22 protein-coding genes are annotated in these 19,605 nt (G+C 63.5%); 14 read left to right on the top strand and 8 right to left on the bottom strand.

Annotated elements, in window-relative coordinates; all coding sequences use genetic code 11:
* Positions 1-87: 87 nt before the first annotated feature.
* The 8 genes from AC0969_RS12920 to AC0969_RS12885 all read left to right on the top strand — a co-directional run bounded on the left by AC0969_RS12920 (position 88) and on the right by AC0969_RS12885 (position 7,964).
* Positions 88-2,349, top strand: coding sequence for a heavy metal translocating P-type ATPase (locus AC0969_RS12920; protein WP_479624546.1), 2,262 nt, complete (start codon positions 88-90; stop codon positions 2,347-2,349).
* An 83-nt stretch (positions 2,350-2,432) separates the two neighbouring features.
* Positions 2,433-2,570, top strand: coding sequence for a cbb3-type cytochrome oxidase assembly protein CcoS (gene ccoS, locus AC0969_RS12915; RefSeq protein ID WP_315190988.1), 138 nt, complete (start codon positions 2,433-2,435; stop codon positions 2,568-2,570).
* 211 nt (positions 2,571-2,781) lie between these two features.
* Positions 2,782-4,230: a cytochrome-c oxidase, cbb3-type subunit I gene (ccoN, locus tag AC0969_RS12910; RefSeq protein WP_479624545.1), complete on the top strand. Its 1,449-nt coding sequence runs from the start codon at positions 2,782-2,784 to the stop codon at positions 4,228-4,230.
* 10 nt (positions 4,231-4,240) lie between these two features.
* Complete coding sequence (gene ccoO, locus AC0969_RS12905; RefSeq protein ID WP_479624544.1) at positions 4,241-4,924, top strand: cytochrome-c oxidase, cbb3-type subunit II; 684 nt, start codon at positions 4,241-4,243, stop codon at positions 4,922-4,924.
* A gap of 15 nt (positions 4,925-4,939) precedes the next feature.
* Complete coding sequence (locus tag AC0969_RS12900) at positions 4,940-5,077, top strand: cbb3-type cytochrome oxidase subunit 3 (protein ID WP_479624543.1); 138 nt, start codon at positions 4,940-4,942, stop codon at positions 5,075-5,077.
* A gap of 17 nt (positions 5,078-5,094) precedes the next feature.
* Positions 5,095-6,003, top strand: coding sequence for a cytochrome-c oxidase, cbb3-type subunit III (gene ccoP / locus AC0969_RS12895; protein WP_479624542.1), 909 nt, complete (start codon positions 5,095-5,097; stop codon positions 6,001-6,003).
* 166 nt (positions 6,004-6,169) lie between these two features.
* Complete coding sequence (gene ccoG, locus AC0969_RS12890) at positions 6,170-7,585, top strand: cytochrome c oxidase accessory protein CcoG (RefSeq protein ID WP_479624541.1); 1,416 nt, start codon at positions 6,170-6,172, stop codon at positions 7,583-7,585.
* Between the two features lie 88 nt (positions 7,586-7,673).
* Positions 7,674-7,964 (top strand): FixH family protein, encoded by a 291-nt coding sequence (locus AC0969_RS12885; RefSeq protein WP_479624540.1) that lies wholly within the window; start codon positions 7,674-7,676, stop codon positions 7,962-7,964.
* A 164-nt stretch (positions 7,965-8,128) separates the two neighbouring features.
* Here the strand turns inward: AC0969_RS12885 and fnr are convergent, their stop codons facing one another.
* Complete coding sequence (gene fnr, locus AC0969_RS12880) at positions 8,129-8,848, bottom strand: fumarate/nitrate reduction transcriptional regulator Fnr (protein ID WP_479624539.1); 720 nt, start codon at positions 8,846-8,848, stop codon at positions 8,129-8,131.
* A gap of 107 nt (positions 8,849-8,955) precedes the next feature.
* Between fnr and hemN the strand changes: the two genes are divergently transcribed.
* The 3 genes from hemN to AC0969_RS12865 all read left to right on the top strand — a co-directional run bounded on the left by hemN (position 8,956) and on the right by AC0969_RS12865 (position 12,115).
* A complete protein-coding gene (gene hemN, locus AC0969_RS12875; RefSeq protein WP_479624538.1) occupies positions 8,956-10,347 on the top strand; it encodes an oxygen-independent coproporphyrinogen III oxidase in 1,392 nt (463 codons plus the stop codon).
* Positions 10,348-10,608: 261 nt separating this feature from the next.
* On the top strand, positions 10,609-11,286 hold the full coding sequence (locus AC0969_RS12870) for a sulfite exporter TauE/SafE family protein (protein WP_479624537.1): 678 nt from the start codon (positions 10,609-10,611) through the stop codon (positions 11,284-11,286).
* A gap of 10 nt (positions 11,287-11,296) precedes the next feature.
* Positions 11,297-12,115, top strand: coding sequence for a creatininase family protein (locus AC0969_RS12865; RefSeq protein WP_479624536.1), 819 nt, complete (start codon positions 11,297-11,299; stop codon positions 12,113-12,115).
* Positions 12,116-12,214: 99 nt separating this feature from the next.
* Here AC0969_RS12865 and AC0969_RS12860 read toward each other — a convergent pair whose 3' ends face one another.
* Complete coding sequence (locus AC0969_RS12860; RefSeq protein WP_479624535.1) at positions 12,215-12,847, bottom strand: LysE/ArgO family amino acid transporter; 633 nt, start codon at positions 12,845-12,847, stop codon at positions 12,215-12,217.
* A 247-nt stretch (positions 12,848-13,094) separates the two neighbouring features.
* Between AC0969_RS12860 and AC0969_RS12855 the strand changes: the two genes are divergently transcribed.
* Positions 13,095-14,084 carry an HTH-type transcriptional regulator ArgP gene (locus AC0969_RS12855; protein ID WP_479624534.1) on the top strand — a complete coding sequence of 330 codons (990 nt, stop codon included), beginning with the start codon at positions 13,095-13,097 and terminating at the stop codon, positions 14,082-14,084.
* On the opposite strand, the gene AC0969_RS12850 is transcribed toward AC0969_RS12855, so the two are convergent.
* From AC0969_RS12850 to AC0969_RS12830, 5 genes are all read right to left on the bottom strand, one after another.
* The gene (locus tag AC0969_RS12850; protein WP_479624533.1) at positions 14,006-14,263 is read right to left on the bottom strand and encodes a DUF2442 domain-containing protein; all 258 of its coding nucleotides are present in this window, start codon (positions 14,261-14,263) and stop codon (positions 14,006-14,008) included. The two genes, AC0969_RS12855 and AC0969_RS12850, sit on opposite strands and share 79 nt — an antisense overlap.
* Entirely contained in the window at positions 14,235-14,474 is a 240-nt protein-coding gene (locus AC0969_RS12845) for a DUF4160 domain-containing protein (protein ID WP_479624532.1), read from the bottom strand. Before AC0969_RS12845 ends, AC0969_RS12850 begins: the two co-directional genes overlap by 29 nt.
* 9 nt (positions 14,475-14,483) lie before the next feature.
* A complete protein-coding gene (locus AC0969_RS12840; RefSeq protein ID WP_479624531.1) occupies positions 14,484-15,032 on the bottom strand; it encodes a hypothetical protein in 549 nt (182 codons plus the stop codon).
* A 328-nt stretch (positions 15,033-15,360) separates the two neighbouring features.
* On the bottom strand, positions 15,361-16,044 hold the full coding sequence (locus tag AC0969_RS12835) for a hypothetical protein (RefSeq protein WP_479624530.1): 684 nt from the start codon (positions 16,042-16,044) through the stop codon (positions 15,361-15,363).
* A gap of 554 nt (positions 16,045-16,598) precedes the next feature.
* Positions 16,599-16,895: an addiction module antidote protein gene (locus AC0969_RS12830; RefSeq protein WP_479624529.1), complete on the bottom strand. Its 297-nt coding sequence runs from the start codon at positions 16,893-16,895 to the stop codon at positions 16,599-16,601.
* Positions 16,896-17,044: 149 nt separating this feature from the next.
* On the opposite strand from AC0969_RS12830, the gene AC0969_RS12825 reads away from it, so the two are divergent.
* The gene (locus AC0969_RS12825; protein WP_479624528.1) at positions 17,045-17,335 is read left to right on the top strand and encodes a type II toxin-antitoxin system Phd/YefM family antitoxin; all 291 of its coding nucleotides are present in this window, start codon (positions 17,045-17,047) and stop codon (positions 17,333-17,335) included.
* 2 nt (positions 17,336-17,337) lie between these two features.
* The gene (locus AC0969_RS12820) at positions 17,338-17,754 is read left to right on the top strand and encodes a PIN domain-containing protein (protein WP_479624527.1); all 417 of its coding nucleotides are present in this window, start codon (positions 17,338-17,340) and stop codon (positions 17,752-17,754) included.
* Between the two features lie 322 nt (positions 17,755-18,076).
* On the opposite strand, the gene pdxR is transcribed toward AC0969_RS12820, so the two are convergent.
* On the bottom strand, positions 18,077-19,558 hold the full coding sequence (gene pdxR, locus AC0969_RS12815) for a MocR-like pyridoxine biosynthesis transcription factor PdxR (protein ID WP_479624526.1): 1,482 nt from the start codon (positions 19,556-19,558) through the stop codon (positions 18,077-18,079).
* Positions 19,559-19,605: the final 47 nt, after the last annotated feature.

Here is a 19,605-nt window from a genome sequence, read left to right as displayed (position 1 = left end):
GGTAGGCCATGAGATTAGTCCTATTTATCGCCTCTGGGTTTGATCCACGTCAAAAGCGGCATCGTCCTACACCGCTAGGCTTGCAGCATGCTGGCCACCCTTGCAATTCCCTCTGCGTTGCCCCCCGCGCCATCGGCTCCGGTGTGGCTGGACGATCCGCAGGCCTGGGCCGCGTTTACCCAGCCGTCCACCCAATGGCCCGCCTGCCAGGAGTCGCAGTTGCTGATCGACGGCATGCACTGCGCCGCCTGCGCGCTGGTGGTGGAGCAGGCAATGTGCGCCGTGCCCGGCGTGCGGTTGGCCGAGGTGGGGGCCGCATCCCGGCGGGCGCGGGTGGTCTGGTCGGCGGCACACACCCAGCCATCGCAGTGGCTGGCGGCGGTGGAGCGGGCCGGTTACCACGCCATTCCCGCGCTGGATGCCCCCGAGCGCGCCCGCCGCAAACTAGAGCAGCGCCGGGCCCTGTGGCGCTGGCTGGTGGCCGGGTTTTGCATGATGCAGGTGATGATGTACGCCATGCCCGCCTACGTGGCCGGGCCGGGCGAAATGACCGACGACATGGCGCAGCTGCTGCGCTGGGCCTCGTGGGTGCTGACGCTGCCGGTGCTGGTGTTCTCCTGCGGGCCGTTTTTTGCCAACGCCTGGCGCGATGTGCGCCAGCGCCGCGTCAGCATGGACCTGCCCGCCGCGCTGGGCATGGCCGTCACCTTTGTTGTCAGCAGCGCCGCCACCTTCGACCCGCAGGGCGTGCTGGGGTCTGAGGTGTACTTCGATTCGCTGACCATGTTTGTGTTCTTTTTGCTCACCGGCCGCTGGCTGGAGTTGCGCCTGCGCGACCGCACGGCGGGCGCTTTGGAGGTACTGATCAACCGCCTGCCCGACAGCGTGGAGCGCTGGGATGGCAAGGCTTTTGTCCGCGTGGCTGTGCGGCGTGTGCAGGTGGGCGACCACCTGCGCGTGCTGCCCGGCGAGGCCTTTCCCGCCGACGGCACCGTGCTGCAAGGCCGCACCCAGGTGGACGAGGCGCTGCTCACCGGCGAATCCACCCCGCTGCACCGCGCAGTGGGCGAACCGGTGTTGGCCGGTAGCATCAACCTCACCGCCCCGGTGGAACTGCACGTGGACCGCCTGGGCGACGACACCCGCTTCGCCCAGACCGTGGCGCTGATGGCCCAGGCCGCCAGCCAAAAGCCCCGGCTGGCGCAGCTGGCCGACCGGGTGGCACGGCCCTTTTTGGTCGGTGTGCTGGTGGCCGCTGCGCTGGCCGGGCTGCTGTGGTGGCCGAGCGGCCCCGGCCCGGCGCTGATGGTGGTGGTGGCCGTGCTGATCGTCACCTGCCCCTGCGCGCTGTCGCTGGCCACCCCGGCGGCGCTGTTGGCCGCTGCGGGCCGCTTGGCCCAGTCGGGCGTGCTGGTGCGCCGCTTGCAGGCGCTGGAGAACCTGGCGCAGGTGGACACCGTGGTTTTCGACAAAACCGGCACGCTCACCCAGGGCGGTATGGCGGTGGTCGCCATCCGCACCCGGGGCAGCCTGCCGCCCGCCGTGGCGCTGGGGCTGGCCGCCGGGCTGGCCGGGCAGTCGCTGCACCCGGCATCGCGGGCCGTGGTGGCAGCGGCGCAGGCGCAGGGCGTGGCCGCCGAGACGCTGCACCAGGTGGAGGAAGTGGCCGGGCAGGGTATGCGCGGGATGGACGCCTTGGGGCGGGTCACCTTCGGCTGCGCCGCGTGGTGCAGCGTGCCCACCGGGCCCGAGACCGACGGCCCCGTGCGGCGCGTCTACCTGGGCGACGCGCTGGGCTGGCTGGCCAGTTTTGATGTGTCTGAGGACGTGCGGCCCGACGCGTTGCAGGCCATCCAGGCGCTGCAAGCCGCCGGGTTGCGGGTGGAATTGCTCTCGGGCGACCAGCCTGCTGCCGCGCTGCGGGTGGCGGGCCAGCTCGGCATTGCCGAGGCGCGGGGCGGCTGCACGCCGGTGGAGAAACTGCTGCACCTGCAAGCCTTGCAGCGCCAGGGCAGGCATGTGGCGATGGTCGGCGACGGCCTGAACGACGGCCCGGTGCTGGCCGCCGCCCACGTCTCCTTCGCCTTCGGCCAGGCCGTGCCGCTGGCGCAGCGGCAGGCGGATTTGGTGGTCACCGGCGACCAGCTGGGCCGGGTGCCGCAGACCCTGCTGCTGGCCCGGCGCACGCTGCGGGTGGTGCGGCAAAACCTGGTCTGGGCTGCCGGCTACAACGCGGTGTGCGTACCGCTGGCCTTGGCCGGGTGGCTGCCCGCCTGGCTGGCCGGGCTGGGCATGGCGCTGAGTTCGCTGCTGGTGGTGCTCAACGCCGCCAGATTGTCGCGGGAATAAATTTATATGAAATATGCCTCTAGCGCATGTGCTACCTACGCAAGTAGCTATAAAAATTATAGTAATTGGCTGGAGGTCTGTTAATGGACATCCTCTACCTCCTCATCCCCCTGTCCGTCGTGCTGGTGCTGCTGATTTTGGGCGGCCTGTGGTGGGCGATTTTTCAAGGCCAGTTTGAATCGGTGGAGCAAGAAGGCGAGCGCATTCTGCACAACGATTAGGTATTGGCCCACCCCCAGGCTACAGCGCAAGCGCTTTTCGCCAACCCCCTCGGGGGGCAACACCAGCAGCCTGGCAAAGCCAGTTCTGCGGTGTTCTTGAGAAATGCAGGGGCCGCTTATCGCGAGCGGCCTAAGTGACGTTGGCTTGACTTGCATCAAAGTCTTTTTGGGCCATCGCTTCGACACTGCCATGAACACAAATGAGGTGCCCATGGCTTTTACGAATACACAAGTGGCCCCGCCGGAGGTCTATAGCGACACGGCGGTACGGCAGTTCTCCATCATGTCCGTGGTCTGGGGCGTGGTGGGCATGTTGGTGGGGGTCATCATTGCCTCGCAACTGGCCTGGCCGGAGCTGAACTTTGGCATCCCCTGGCTCAGCTACGGGCGCTTGCGGCCGCTGCACACCAACGCGGTGATTTTTGCGTTTGGCGGCTGCGCGCTGATGGCCACCAGCTTCTTTGTGGTGCAGCGCACCTGCCAGGTCCGGCTGTTTTGCCCGCCGCTGGCCTCCTTCGTTTTCTGGGGTTGGCAGGCGGTGATTGTGGCGGCGGCCATCAGCCTGCCGCTGGGCTACACCACCGGCAAGGAATACGCCGAACTGGAATGGCCGATCGACATCCTGATCACCCTGGTGTGGGTGGCCTACGCCATCGTGTTCTTTGGCACGGTGGGCCGCCGCCGGGTCAAGCACATCTATGTGGCCAACTGGTTTTATGGGGCGTTCATCATCGCCGTGGCGCTGCTGCATGTGGTGAACAGCGCCGAGGTGCCCGCAGGCTGGATGAAGTCCTACTCGGCCTACGCCGGGGTGCAAGATGCGATGGTGCAGTGGTGGTATGGCCACAACGCCGTGGGCTTCTTTTTGACCGCCGGATTTTTGGGAATGATGTACTACTTCATCCCCAAGCAGGCCGAGCGGCCGGTGTACTCGTACCGCCTGTCCATCGTCCACTTCTGGGCGCTGATCTTCACCTACATGTGGGCCGGCCCACACCACCTGCACTACACCGCGCTGCCGGACTGGACGCAGTCGCTGGGCATGGTGTTCTCGCTGATTCTGCTGGCCCCCAGCTGGGGCGGCATGATCAACGGCGTGATGACGCTCTCAGGCGCCTGGCACAAGCTGCGCGACGACCCGATCCTGCGCTTTTTGATCGTCTCGCTGTCCTTCTACGGCATGAGCACGTTTGAGGGCCCGATGATGGCCATCAAGACCGTCAACGCGCTCAGCCACTACACCGATTGGACGGTCGGCCACGTGCATTCTGGCGCTTTGGGCTGGGTGGGTTTTGTGACCATGGGTTCGCTGTACTACCTGATTCCGCGCATGTTTGGTGGCAAGACCATGTACAGCATCAAGGCGATTGAGTTGCACTTCTGGATGGCCACGATTGGCGTGGTTTTCTACATCGCCGCGATGTGGATTGCCGGGGTCATGCAGGGCCTGATGTGGGGCGCGGTGAACACCGACGGCACCCTGACCTACACCTTTGTGGAGAGCGTCAAGGCCACTTTCCCGTTTTATGTGGTGCGCATGGTGGGTGGCCTGCTGTACCTGGGCGGCATGCTGGTGATGGCCTGGAACGTGTGGATGACGGCGGTCTCCGGGCGCTCGGTGCTGGTGCCTGTGCCGTCGTTCCAACCCGCCCACGCTTGAGGAGCAGAACATGGCTGACAACAACAAACCGATTGCGTTTTTCTCGCACGAAAAGATCGAGACGAATAACTTTTTGATGATCGTGCTGATCTTGCTGGTGGTCGCCGTGGGCGGGCTGGTGGAGATCGTGCCGCTGTTCTTCCAGAAGTCCACCACTGAAGCCGTGACCGGCCTCAAGCCCTACACCCCGCTGCAACTGCTAGGCCGCGACATTTATCTGCGCGAGGGCTGCTACAACTGCCATTCGCAGATGATCCGCCCGTTCCGCGCCGAAACGCTGCGCTACGGCCACTACTCGGTAGCCGGTGAATTTGTTTACGACCACCCGTTCCAGTGGGGCAGCAAGCGCACCGGGCCGGACCTGCACCGCGTGGGCGGCAAGTACAGCGACGAGTGGCACCGCATCCACCTGAACAACCCGCGTGACGTGGTGCCCGAGTCCAACATGCCCGCCTACGCCTGGCTGGAAAAAGCCATCGTCGATCCGGCCGTGGTAGCGCCCCGCATGAAGGCCTTGCGCAGCGTGGGCGTGCCCTACACCGATGCCGAAATTGCCGCTGGTGCCGCCGCCGTGCAAGGCAAGACCGAGCAAGACGCGCTGATCGCCTACCTGCAAGTGCTGGGCCGGGCTTTGTCCGACCAGCTTGCCTTGCAGGCCGCGCCAGCCCCCGCTGCACCCGCCAGCGCCCCTTGATGCAGAAAGCCTTTTATGGATGTCACCACCTTGCGCGTTATCGCCACTGTTTGCAGCTTCGTCACCTTTATCGGTATCTGGGTCTGGGCGTTTTCGCGCCGCAATAAAGCGCAGTTTGAGGAAGCGGCGCAGCTGCCCTTCCAGCAAGACTGAGCCCACGAGGAATTTTTATGAGTGATTTCACCAGCGACTTTTGGTCGGTTTTTATTACCGCCGTCTCTATCGTCAGCATTGCCGCCTGCCTGTTGCTGCTGTGGGTTACGGCACGCAAAAAAGTGCCGTTCCAGGCCGACAACACCACCGGCCACGTGTGGGATGGCGACCTGCGCGAGATGAACAACCCGCTGCCCATTTGGTGGGTGGGCTTGTTCATTTTGACGGTGCTGTTCTCCATCGGCTACCTGGTGGTCTACCCCGGCCTGGGCAGCTACAAAGGCACGCTGGGCTGGACCCAGGTGGGCGAATATGAGGGCGAGGTGGTCCAGGCCAACCAGGCGCTGGAGCCGCTATACGCCAACTTCACCGCCTTGCCGCCGGAGAAGCTGGCGGGCAACGCGCAGGCCATGGGGGTGGGCGAACGCCTGTTCATGAACAACTGCGCCCAGTGCCACGGCTCGGACGCACGCGGCAGCAAGGGCTTTCCCAATCTGGCCGACGGCGACTGGCTGTACGGCGGCAGCCCGGAGAAAATTGCCGAAACCCTGCACCAGGGCCGCATCGGCCAGATGCCGCCGATGGCCGCTGCCGTGGGCACGCCGGACGATGTGAAGAACGTGGCCAACTACGTGCTCAGCCTGTCCGGCAGTCCGCACGACTCGCTGCGTGCCGCCCTGGGCAAGTCCAAGTTTGGCGTGTGCGCCGCCTGCCACGGCGTGGGCGGCAAGGGCAACCCGGCCCTGGGCGCACCCAATCTGGCCGACGACACCTGGCTGCACGGCTGGGGCGAGGCCGCCATTATCGCGATGGTCAACAACGGCAAAACCAACCAGATGCCCGCCCAGCAGGGCAAGCTGACCGAGGCGCAGATCCACGTGTTGACGAGTTATGTGTGGGGCTTGTCGAATAAAGCGACCCCGTAGTTGGGTTCACGTATGCATACATTGTTGGTGGCTGCCCGCCCCCACCCCAGCCCTCCCCCGAAGAGGGAGGGGGTAATGCATCTTCTCCCTCCCCCTCTGGGGGAGGGCTGGGGTGGGGGCCGGATGTCCTGCCTTACTCCCGCTATACCCACCATGCCTTCCGTCCATGCAGCCCCGTAAAACCATCCCCATCATCCCTGCCGAGGGCGAGCTGGTGTCGCTGTATGCGGCCCAGCCCAAGATCTATCCACGCTCGGTGCAGGGCCTGTTTGCCCGCTGGCGCTGGGGCATGGTGTTCCTCACGCAGTTGGTGTTCTACGGCCTGCCGTGGCTGCAATACGGCGAGCGCCAGGCGGTGCTGCTGGACCTGGCGGCGCGGCGCTTTTACCTGTTTGGGCTGGTGCTGTACCCGCAGGATTTCATCTACCTCACCGGCTTGCTGGTGGTGTCGGCCCTGTCGCTGTTTTTGTTCACCGCCGTGGCCGGGCGGCTGTGGTGTGGCTTTGCCTGCCCGCAAACCGTGTACAGCGAAATTTTTATGTGGATCGAGCGCCGCATCGAGGGCGACCGCAGCGCCCGCATGCGGCTGGACGGTGGCCCTTTGTCTACCGCCAAGCTGGGGAAAAAGTGGGCCAAGCACGCGGTGTGGATGCTGCTGTCGCTGTGGACCGGCTTTACCTTTGTGTCGTACTTCACGCCCACGTATGCGCTGCTGCAAGAGTCGCTGGACCTGAGCTTTGGCTCGTGGGAGGTCTTTTGGGGCTTGTTCTACAGCGCCGCCACCTACGGCAACGCAGGCTTCATGCGCGAGCAGGTGTGCAAATACATGTGCCCCTACGCCCGCTTCCAGAGCGCCATGTTCGACAAGGACACGCTCATCGTCAGCTACGACACCGCCCGGGGCGAACCGCGCGGGGCCCGCTCGCGCAAGGCCGACCCTGCCACGCTGGGCCTGGGCTCGTGTGTGGACTGCACCCTGTGCGTGCAGGTCTGCCCCACCGGCATCGACATCCGCCAGGGCCTGCAATACGAGTGCATCAACTGCGCCGCCTGCGTGGACGTGTGCGATGGGGTGATGGACAAAATGGGCTACGCCCGGGGGCTGGTGCGCTTTGCCACCCAGAACGGCATCCAGGGGGGCTGGACGGCCCGCCAGATGCTGCGCCGCGTGCTGCGGCCTCGGGTGCTGGTCTACACCGTGCTGCTGTGGACGCTGATCTTGTGCCTGGGCTTCAGCCTGGCGATGCGCACGCCGCTGAAAGTAGACGTGGTGCGCGACCGCGCCGCCTTGTCACGCATTGTGGCTGGGGGCCAGCTGGAGAACGTCTACCGCCTGCAAGTGATGAACGCCACCGAGTCGCCCCAGCGCTACACCCTGGCCGCCCACGGGCTGGCCGGGCTGGCCGTGGCATCTGACCCGGTGGTGGAGGTGGGTGCGGTGCAGTCGCGCTGGGTGGCGGTGCGGCTGCACATCCCCTACGGTTCGGCCACGCCGGGTTCGCACCCGGTGGTGTTCGACATCCAGACCGCCGACGGCCAACACCGCGTTTCTGAAAAATCGACGTTCATCGTCCCCCGATAAAGGCCGCCCTATGTCCACACCGTTCACGCCCACTCGCCCCCACCCCAACCCTCCCCCGGGGGGGGAGGGAGTAACACGGGGCCCGAATATGCCCCCTCCCCCCCCGGGGGAGGGTTGGGGTGGGGGCCTGTCTGTCGCGCAACCCTGGTGGAAATTCGGCCACGTGTGGCTGGTCATCTCTGGCCCGCTGATCGTGGTGGTGGCCGGGTTGGTCACCGCCTGGATCGCCTTCAGCCAGCAAGACCCGGTGCTGGCGCAAGACTATTACCGCCAGGGTTTGAACATCAACAAAACCCTGGCCCAGCAGGGTTCGCTGGCCCCCGCCATGCAGGGCCGCAACCACGCCGCCACGCCCGCAGGCGCAGTACCAACGAAATAGTGAAAACAATGCCTAAAGGCAGAACGCACGCCCACCAAAAACACCGCAAAACCGGCTTTGCTGGGCTGCTGGTGTTGCCCCCTGCAAGGGGGGTTGGCGAAAACATGCGTTCTCGGCCCAAAGGGCCGATTCCGGGGCAGTGTGTAGCCTGGGGGTGAGCCTATTTACATGCAGACTTGGGGGTTGACGATGCGCTTTAAAGCATCGGTATCCAGGATGCGGATGTGGCGCTGTTTGACTTCCACCATCCCGTCCTCGGCAAATTTGCTGAAGGTGCGGCTCACCGTCTCCAGCTTCAGGCCCAGGTAGCTGCCGATTTCTTCGCGCGTCATGCGCAGTACCAGCTCCAGCGGCGAGAAGCCACGCGCATGCAGGCGTTGCACCAGGTTCAGCAAAAAGGCCGCCAGCCGCTCTTCGGCCCGCATGCTGCCCAGCAGCAGCATCACGCCGTGCTCGCGCACGATCTCGCGGCTCATGATTTTGTGCACATGGCGCTGCAAGGCGTTGACCTCGCGCGACAGCTCTTCGATGCGGTTAAACGGCATCTCGCAGACCTCGGCATCCTCCAGCGCCACCGCGTCGCAGGTGTGCTGCTCGTGGACGATGCCGTCCAACCCGATGATCTCGCCCGCCATCTGGAAGCCGGTGACCTGGTCACGCCCGTCTTCGGTGGTGATGGAGGTTTTGAAAAACCCGGTGCGGATGGCGTACAGCGCGGTAAACGCCTCGCCGTTGCGGAACAGCGTGGCCCCGCGTTTGACCTTGCGGCGCACGGCCACCAGGCCGTCGATGCGGTCCAGCTCGTCCTGGTTCAGGCCCAGCGGCATGCACAGCTCGCGCAGATTGCAGTTCGAGCAGGCGACTTTGATGGCAGATGGGTTCATGCGCACAGTATGGACTTTTTATAAGCAGCCATTGTCTGCATAACGATCTGCAACGGTCTTGATCCACGTCAAGGATGCGAAACAGACTTCGCGGCACATTCCAGCCCATGATCCGCACCACGCCTGAGCCTATTTCTGCCGAACTCTTACAGCGCTACGACGTGCCGGGGCCGCGCTACACCTCGTACCCCACCGCCGACCGGTTTGTGGAGGCCTTCACCGGCGACGACTACGCCCGCGCCCTGCGCCTGCGCCGAGACACCGCCACCGCGCTGCCGCTGTCGCTCTACGTCCACATTCCGTTTTGCGAATCGCTGTGCTACTACTGCGCCTGCAACAAAATCATTACCAAACGCCACGAGCGCGGCGCGCAGTACCTGCATTACCTGGAGCGCGAAATAGTCCTGCACACCGCCCAGCTGGGCGCAGGCCGGGCGGTTAGCCAGCTGCACCTGGGCGGCGGCAGCCCTACGTTTTTGAGCGATGCCGAGCTGGCCCAGCTCATGGCCCTGCTGCGCCAGCATTTCAGCCTGGCCCCTGGCGGCGAATACGCCATCGAGGTCGATCCCCGCACCGTAGACCCCACCCGGCTGGCCACCCTGGCGGCGCTGGGCTTCAACCGCCTGAGCTTTGGCGTGCAAGATTTCGATGCCGATGTGCAAAAAGCCGTGCACCGCGTGCAGCCCGCCGAGGATGTATTTGGGTTGGTGGCGGATGCACGCAGGCTGGGCTTTGGGTCCATCAACACCGACCTGATCTACGGCCTGCCGCGCCAAACCCCCACCTCGTTTGCCCGCACCCTGGCGCAGATAGTGCAGCTGCGCCCCGACCGCATCGCCCTCTACGCCTACGCCCACCTGCCCCAGCGCTTCAAGCCGCAGCGCCGCATCTTGTCCGCCGACCTGCCCAGCGCCGCCGACAAACTGGCCATGCTGTCGCAGGCGCTGGATGTGCTCATCGGTGCGGGCTACGTGTACGTGGGCATGGACCACTTCGCCCTGCCGGGCGACACCCTGGCCGTGGCCAAGCGCCAGGGGCGGCTGCACCGCAACTTCCAGGGCTACAGCACCCAGCCCGACTGCGACCTGGTGGGCCTGGGCGTGTCGGCCATTGGCCGCATCGGCCCCACCTACAGCCAGAACGCCAAAACCCTGGAGGAGTACTGCGACAAGATCGACCAGGGCCAGCTCCCCGTGGTGCGCGGCCTGGCCCTGAACCGCGACGACCTGGTGCGCCGCGCCACCATCATGGCCCTGATGTGCCAGGGCGCAGTGCAGTTTGAATCCATCGAACTGGCCTATTTGGTGGACTTCAAAGCCACCTTCGCCGCCGAGCTACAGGCCTTGCAGCCGCTGGTGCAGGCCGGCATGGTCAGCGTAGATGGCACCAGCATCCAGGTCACCGCCACCGGCTGGTTCTTCGTGCGCGCCGTGGCTATGGTGTTCGACCGCTACCTGCAAGCCGACCACAACCGCGCCCGGTTTTCGCGTGTTATTTGACTCACCCCCAGGCTACAGTGCTTCGCATCTTTCGCCACCCCCCTTGCAGGGGGCAACACCAGCAGCCTGGCAAAGCCAGTTCTGCGGTGTTCTGCGAAGGGGCATCGCTGCGCTTGCCTTGGGTAAGACCGGGGCGTTTATTTCACCCCGATATTCCTCCCTCCCCCGCAAGGGGAGGGTCGGGGTGGGGGCCGGATGTCCTGCCTTACTCCCTCTCCCGCTTGCGGGAGAAAGACAGGGCCGGTGTGAGGGCCTGACCCCATGTCCACCACCCTAGCCTGGACCGCCCTGCTCATGGGCCTGGCCGGTGGCCCGCACTGCGCCGCCATGTGTGGCGCAGCCTGCACCGGCGTGGTACGGGTGGCCGGGGCCCGCCAAGGCATGCTGCAACTGCAAGCCGGTCGCCTGCTGGGCTACACGCTGGCGGGCGCCTTGGCCGCCGCCACCGTCAACACCCTGGCCTGGCTCACTGCCCCCGCCGCTGCGCTGCGCCCGGTGTGGACGCTGTTCCACGTGGCCGTGCTGGTCTGGGGCGGCACGCTGCTGGTGCTGGCGCGGCAACCCCTGTGGGTCGATGGCCTGGGCAGCACGCTGTGGGCCAAGCTGCGGCCCCGCCTGGCCGGTCGCTCGTGGGTGTTTGTGGCCGGGGCCGCCTGGGCGCTCATGCCCTGCGGTTTGCTGTACTCGGCCCTGCTGGTCGCATCCCTCAGCGGCGGCCCGCTGGACGGTGCGTTGTGCATGGCCTTGTTTGCCCTGGGCAGCAGCATCACCCTGGTGGCCGGGCCGTGGCTCTGGCTGCGCCTGCAAGCCTGGCGCAGCCCCCAGCGTAAAGATTGGGGCATGCGCTTGGCCGGCGCATCGCTGGTGGGGGTGGCCGTGTGGGCGCTGCTGCACGACATGGACCCACGCGTGATGGAGTTCTGCCAAAGCCTGTGGTGAAATTCGCCCCATGCACGTTCAATCTCACTTCTGGGCCGACCTCACCACCCGCGACTTCGCGCAGCTCGACCCGGCCCGCACCGTCGCCGTACTGCCCGTGGCCGCCACCGAGCAACACGGCCCGCACCTGCCGCTGAGCGTGGACACCACCCTGGTCGATGGCGTTATCCATGCCGCGCTGCCGCACCTGCCTGCCGATGCGTCGGTACTGGTGCTGCCCACCCAGCAGGTCGGCTTCAGCCCCGAACATGTGCGCTTCCCCGGTACGCTCACCCTGTCCAGCGAAACCCTGATCCGCGTCTGGACCGAGCTGGGTGCCTGTGTGGCCCGCAGCGGGGTCAAAAAGCTGTTGATTTTTAACGCCCACGGCGGCCAGGTCAGCCTGATGGACATCGTGGCCCGCACCCTGCGCACCGAGCATGGCCTGCTGGTCTACAGCGCCAGCTGGTTCAACCTGCCGCTGGGCGCTGCGAACGACTTGTTCAGCCCCGAAGAACACCGCTTCGGCATCCACGCGGGCGATACCGAAACCTCGATGATGCTGGCCCTGCGCCCGCAATGGGTGCGCATGGAGCAGGCCCGCGATTTCCCATCCACCTCGCAAGACCGCGCCGCCAAGTACCCCATCCTGGGCAACGGCAAAAGCGCCAAGCTGGGCTGGCAGATGCAGGACTACAACCCCACGGGCGCGGCGGGCAATGCGGCTGCCGCCACCGTGGAAAAAGGCCAGGCCTTGGTCGATGCCTCGGGCCAGCAACTGGCGTTGCTGCTGCAAGAGATTGCCGATTTGCCGCTGTCCACGCTGGTGGACAGGCCGGACTTGGGTTGAGAATTTAAGGTCTTTTTTAAAGCATAAAAAGACCCTCTAGCGCATATTTAATATGCGCTAGTAGCTCCTATTTTTGATGTTAAAAATGAGAGCGCTTGCTTACAGCAAGCCGTAGGCCAGCATCCCCGCCGTGCCCCACATCATCAGCGCCACCAGCCCATCCAGCGCCCGCCACAGGGCCGGGGACTGCAAGCGCTGCCCCAGCCACAAGGCGCTCACCCCCAGACCCGCAAACCACACGGTAGACCCGGTGGCCGCGCCCAGGCCGAAGAAGGTGTTGCCCGGCGTGCCCCAGGCCAGCGAGGCCGTGCCGATCAGCACCAGCGTCTCCACCAGCGCGTGCGGGTTCAGCCACGCCACGGCCAACGCCGCGCCCACCGCCTGCTGGCGGCTCATGGCCGCCACCGGCTCGCCCACGGCCTGGTGCGCTGCCGACCCAGCGCGAAAGCGCCCCCAGGCCTTCCAGCCGTAGACCAGCAAAAACACCACGCCCCCGCACACCATCGCCGCCTGCACCCCGCGCGGCAGGCCGCCCAACTGCGCCAGCCCCAGCACCCCCAGCGCGATCAGCGCCACGTCCGACGCAATGCTCACCGCCACCGTCAAGCCCACATGCTGGCCGCGCAGCCCCATGCGCAGCACGTGGGCGTTTTGCGGGCCAATGGCCACGATCAGCGACAGGCTGAGCAATAAACCGGCGCTGAATGCAGGGGTAAGGAAGAGGCTGGACATGGCGGGCGCTTGAAAAGGAATGGCCCGCAGTGTCGGGCAGTTTGGCAATTGCTTAAACCCAACTAAATTAAACTTGCATCACGTAAAAATTAATTGAGTGATATGACTGCATTTTTCAGTGATCCGACCGCCAGTCACAGGCAGAACGCGCCGCCCCAGGGATACCGTGGAACTGGCTTTGCCAGGCCACTGGTATCGCCCCCTGCAAGGGGGGTGGCGAAGCGAAGCGCAGCCTGGGGGTGAGCCTTTGTTAGATGCCCGTCAACTCGAAGCCCTGGCCGCCGTGCTCGAACACGGCGGCTTCGGCCCGGCCGCCCAGGCGCTGAACCTCACCCTGGCAGCGGTATCCCTGCGCATCAAAGGCTTGGAGGCCGCTTTGGGCCAGCGCCTGCTGGTGCGCGGCAAAACCGTGCGTGCCACCCCGGCTGGGCAGGCGCTGCTGGCCCACATCAAGCAGCTGCGCCTGATGGAGTCCGATCTGCTGGGGGCCATGCCCCGCGCAAAGGGGGTGGCCAGCGCTTGGCAAACCCTGGGCGTAGCCATCAACGCCGACTCCCTGGCCAGCTGGTTCCTGCCCGGCGTGGCCGCCTGCGTGGCACAGCACCGCTTGCTGCTGGACGTGGTGATTGACGATCAGGACCACACCCACGATGCCCTCAAAAACGGCGACGTGGTCGGCTGCGTCAGCACCCTGGCCCAGCCCATGCGCGGCTGCCTGGCCGAACCGCTGGGCGTCATGCGCTACCGCTGCGTCGCCGCGCCCGCTTTGGCCGCGCAGTGCCGCACCCCGGGGGGCGCGGTGTCGGTGCACCAATTGCTGGCCATCCCCGCCATCATCTTCGACCGCAAAGACGGTCTGCAAGACGCGTTTCTAGCCCAGCACTTCGCCCTCAGCGCGCCGCAATACCCCCGGCATTTCGTGCCTGCGGTCGATGCATATGAAAGCGCACTGGAGCACGGCATGGGCTGGGGCATGGTGCCCGACCAGTTCCTGGCGCGGCGGGAAGGGCGGCTGCCGCTGGAGGAGGTGTTGCCGGGCAGTGCGGTGGAGGTGGCGCTGTATTGGCACCATTGGGAGCGGGAGCCGGTGGTGGCGCAGCGGTTGACGGTGGGGGTGCGGGAGGCGGCGCGGGGGTTGGGGGGTTCGCCTAGACGCTGTCAGCGTGCGGCCTTCGATACCAATGGAAACGCCAGCGGATCGCGAATCGACGTAACCGATAGATCGGCATCCAGTTGAGGCCAATACAAGTGGTTCAGAGAAGGCCACTCCACGTCCGTCAGTTGCTCAATCGTCGCCTTTTTGAACCAGGGAAAGTGCTCGAACGGCACCAGCAACTCCTCGGCATTCAGCAGGACCCAGAAGCCATTTTTTGAAACGTGGGTAACTTCAGCTACCGAAGTGGTGGTTCCATGCATGCTGAATCTCCTGAATGTGTGCTTCGACAATGGTTTGGGCCTCACGCAACTGCCGCCCAGACAAGCCCGTGTGGTCGGCCAGTAGAACACTGGGTGTCAACCAAAATTTCGCCTCTCCGTCAGGGTGTGTGACATGGATGTGAATGCGCGTCTCTTCTCGTGAAAAGAAGAAAAGGCGAAATTTGCCATCGCGTACAACGGTAGCCGTCACTGATCTAGCCTAGAGCTGTGAGTTACTGCTTACCCCAGTTGGGTTGTAGTTGATGCTGTGTTCTTCTTCGGGCGTGCTTGAATTGATGCTGCGAATCGTCGATGTATATCTGATTTTTGTGTCCTTATTTCGCCAGTAGTAAATACGGACGACTGCAAATTCAGACCGTGCCTCTTCCGAGTTCACTGAACTCCCATATTTTGATGAAAGCTCTAGTGCCAAGGCCCGTGTTTTCTTATCCCAGACGGCCTCGGCATTGTCGGATAGGTCGCGAGTTGATGACGGCCCGGAGTAAAACAAGCCAACGCCAACTAGTTGGCGCTTTCCGGCGGAAAGTGACACATCTAGCTTGAATGCAACCCCTAGGACCTCGTACTTTTCAAGGTACGGTGAGTCACAAGCATGACCAAGTTTTGAAGCAAAGACCGCACGGATGCCGGCGCAATCATTTCGCAGGGTGGGGCGAGGAAGCTTACGTATTACCTCGGCTTCTGGCGCTTCCCAGCGCAAGTCGCGCAAGGGTCCAGGGAGTTGAGCAAATGCCAAAGAGGTGATCATGCTCGCGCAGGAGAGCAAAGCGGTTCGTATGGATAGCATGTGAAAGATCAGTGAGATGTCTTAGGTCGATATTGCTGACTGCGACGGCTAAAGCTTGAGATGAGAAGTGTGTCCCGGCGTGCAAGTGCAAGTCATCGCGATTGAAGGGTTAGACCCATCTCGTTATACATAAGTCCGCTCGCATCGACGGCAATGAGCGATGGATGCTCGTAAGTCCTTGATTTTTATAGATGGTGGTTCAGGTCTGAAAAAATCAATCGGTGTCGTAATTTGTTGATTTGTATAGATTTTCAGACTTATGTATAACGAGATGGGTTAGACCGCTCGGTTACGAACTCTCGGTTTGAACTGGAAACGTCGAGCGAAGCCGCGCAACCAGCAAACTTGCTTCTGACGTGGAACTGAACTTCGCAATGGCCTTGAGGTTAAGGGGTTCGGCCTCAAGAAGAAGTGAAAGGGCATGGAGCTCGCGAATGAGGTTTGCATACTTGGCTCCTTGGTCGTGCGTCTTTTGCAGTTCCTTGACCATGTCTTCTGACAGCTTCTTTCGGTCATTGAAACGATTCGGATCTTTCAAGAAGCGTCTGATGGCTTCGGGAATCTCATGTGTGATTACCGAGTTTGCTGTTGTTACATGAGCCATGGCCGATTGGAAGGACTCCCATACAACCTGATTCTGAAGAAGAGAACTCACGCGGTGATGCGCGATCTGGTGAAACTTTGAGCTGTTTAGCTCAAGGAACCCTCGTTCAAGTTCTTTGAGGTCGAGATTTGGGCCTGAATCTCGATAGAACTTGCAGAGTTGGAGGCTGCGAGCGTAGTTGTGGCTTACGATACCTAATCCGCCTTCTAGCTCAGAAGCAACAACATCAATACCTTGCTCAAGGTAGCGCTGCTTCGTAAGTTCATATTCCTTTTGCCGAAAGTAGACGCGAAGCGCGACCATTGATCCCAGGGCGACGGCACCGAGAGTAAACACTCCTTTGAGGAGCTCTGTATAGATGTCAGCCATAGTGGTAAGCGTTTTAATTCAACGTGATGAACATGGCAAACCCTGAGTTTTAAATCGGCTACTAAGGTTTAAATCACTCATCGAAATTTCCTGAAATTGGCTTGCAGACTGCTTATTTTTAGGGCGAGTCAGTTTTTATACAGGTATAAAAACTCCGACAAATCCCGCAGTAAATAGATAACCCACTATAGCCCGGTGAAGCCTTGCGATTCTCCACGCACCGGCATCTTTCCTTCAAAAGGCGAAGGCATTAAATGCTCTTCTTTCAGTAGCTGCTTACGCAGGTTGAATATGCGCTGGAAGCGCTTTTTTCTTAAATATTTTGATGGAGGTTTGTGGTGATCCACGTAGCAGTGGAGGCCACCGCCGCCGCTGGCTAGGCGCAACTTCCGGCCGGGGACTACTGCGCAACCCTGCACCGCTGCTACCGCCAAACCGCCCAGAGGGGTCGGAGCACGAATGCGGGTAATGGCGTGATACGAAACCCACTTTTCAGCGCGCAATCGTGATCCGACCCCACTGGACTCACACCCGTGGGTGCGCTGGATGCGTTCTTAACCCGGAGTCGCCACTTCCACGGACAATTTGAACCCCAAGGCCCGCAGCACTTTGAACAGCGTATCGGTACTGGGTGCCCGCTCACCCGACAGGCTTTTGTACAGGCTTTCGCGGGACAAGCCTGTGTCTTTGGCCAACTGCGCCATGCCACGGGCGCGGGCGATGGCCCCCAATGCGGCCCCCAGCTCTGCGGGGTCACCGTCTTCCAGCACTTGGCGTATGTACTCGGCGACATCTTCACCATTGCCAAGGTAGTTGGCCACATCGAAAGGCCGGGTGGTGGGTTTGTCCATTACAGCTCCTTTGCCATATTGATTGCGCACTGAAAATTGTAGCCAATTGGCTACTAAAGTGGTTGTACCAGACGTGGAGTGCGTGTTGCGTCGATGCGCTCGAAACCGTAAAATGTGTACACATTTATCCACAGTTCTAAAGGCCACCCATGGAAACCAGCAAAGTCGGCATCCGCGAGTTTCGGGCGGATTTGGCCGAGTACATCGCCTCCAGCACGCCGGTGGCGGTGACCCGGCACGGGCAAACCGTGGGCTATTTCATTCCTACTCTGGCCCACGGCGATGCCGATCTGGCTGCGCTCAAAACTGCCAGCAAAGCGCTGGACCAGATACTCGCCGCCAAAGGCGTGGATGCGGATGCGGTGGTCGCAGATTTCAAAGCGGCGCGTAAAAATGTTCGGGAACGCGCCTTGAAAACTCCCAAAACCACTGCGGTGTAAGCGTGCAGGCCATCGTGTTGGATGCGAACATTCTGGTGCGTGCGGTGCTGGGTACACGGGCCCGGCAATTGATCCTTGAAAACGCCTCTACGGTGCAATTCTTCGCCCCCGATGTAGCCTATGCCGATGCCCGCAAGTACCTGCCTGCGTTGCTGGAGAAGCGTGGCGTGGACAGCGCTATGGCCATGCGCGTTTTGGATGGCTTGGAACCCATCGTGCAGTGCATGGACTTGGATCAATACGCCAGCTTCAAGCAACCCGCCATGCAGCGGATTGCCCGGCGCGATGCCGATGATTGGCCGGTGCTGGCGTGTGCTTTGGCCATCGGCTGTCCGGTTTGGACAGAGGATGCCGATTTCTTTGGTACCGGCGTAGCCACCTGGACCAGTGACCGGGTAGCGCTGTATTTCGCAGGTTGACATTCGCGCCATAGGCGCGATGCACGGCGTAGCCGGGCCGATCCCGCACAAAGCGCGCACCGCAGGTTCCCGTAGCGGAGCGGAGGGCGCAGACAGTTGGGGCGACGCATCGATGGTTACGCATTGATTGCGGAAAAGAAAAGTGACTGCACCGCCGGGCGCAACTCCCGGCCGGGTATCGCCGTGCAACCTTGCACCGCTGCTACCGCCAAACCGCCCAGAGGGGTCGGAGCACGAATGCGGGTCATCGGGCGACACGAAACCCACTTTTCAGCGCGCAATCGTGATCCGACCCCACTGGGCTGACCCCACCGAGCGACCCCTACAAAAACCCCCGCACCACCTGCGCCAGCCGCGCAAAGCTGGTGCCTATCTCCTCCTCCGCCACCGCGCCATAGCCCAGCAGCAGTCCTTTGGTCGCCGCCGGTTGCCGCAGGTGGTACAGCGACAGGGGCCGGGTGCTGATGCCTGCGCGCAGAGCGGCTTGGGCGACGGCGGCATCGTCGATGTGCGGCGGTAGGCCCAGCACCAAATGCAGGCCCGCATCGCCGCCCAAGATGGGCAGCTGGCTGCCGAATTCTTGCCCGATGGCGTGGATCAGCGCGTCGTGGCGGGCGCTGTAGACGGCGCGCATGCGGCGGATGTGGCTGGCGTAGTGGCCGCCGTTGAGGAACTGCGCCAGCACCGCCTGCTGCACCGTTTGGCCCTCGCGGAACAGCTCGTTCAGTGCGCGGGCAAAGCCGTCCACCAAATCAGGCGGCAGCACCAGGTAGGCGATGCGCAGGGCGGGGTACAGGGTTTTGGAAAACGTGCCCAGGTAGACCACCCGGCCTTGGGTGTCCAGGCCTTGCAGGGCGGGCAGGGGGCGGCTGGCGTAGCGGAATTCGCTGTCGTAGTCGTCCTCCACCAGCCACACGCCATGCACTGCGGCGTAGTCCAGCAACTGCTGGCGGCGGCTGTGGCCCATCAGCGCGCCCAGCGGGTACTGGTGCGAGGGCGACAGGAACATCAGCCGGGGGGGCTGGCGCAACTGGGCCGGGCTGGGGGCCATGCCTTCACTGTCCAGCGCTATGGGTTGCAGGTCTAGCCCGTGGGCGCGGAACACGCTGCGTGCGCCCCAGTAGCCGGGGTCTTCCAGCCAGACCTGGTCGCCGGGGTCGGTGAGCAACTGGGCCACCAGGTGCAGCGACTGCTGGGTGCCGCTGGTGATGACCACTTGCTCGGGCGTGCACACCACGCCGCGCGTGCCCTGCAAATAGTCGGACACGGCCTGGCGCAGGCCCGCATCGCCCGGCCCTGTCGCGTAGGTGAGTTGCGCCGGGGTTTGCTGGCGCGCCACGCGGGCTTGCAGGCGGCTCCACAGCGCCGTGGGAAACAGGCGCACCTCGGGCACGCCGGGGGTGAACGCGCCCCATTGCTGCGGGGCCGCCCCGGCTTCACGCACCAGTTGGCTGCCCCGGCGTGACAGCAATGCCGTGCGGGATGGGCGCGGTGCGGTGCTGGCTTGGGCTTTGGCTAAAGGCGGCCCCACGGCGGCCACAAACGTGCCCCGGCCCACGCCCGCCTGCACATAGCCTTCCAGCGCCAGTTGCTCGTACACATGCACCACCGTGTTGCGGGCGATGCCCAGCGCCTGTGCCAGCACCCGGCTGGGCGGCAGCCGGGTGCCTGCGGCCAGCACGGCGCTGCGGATGCCGCGCTGCAAGATGCCGTAGAGCTGGCGGTGGCTGCTGTGCGGGCTGGCGGTGTCAAACTGCCGCTGCACGAAGTCGGGCAGGGTTTCAGGTGCGCGGATTGGTTCCATCAACTAACTGTAATTGGTTCTATTTGTAGGGCCAAACTAATCCTAAA

The sequence above is a fragment of the Rhodoferax sp. LB1P47 genome (assembly GCF_056521445.1).
The sequence above is the reverse complement of the archived record's forward strand: the minus strand, read 5'-3'. Positions and strand labels throughout refer to the sequence as shown.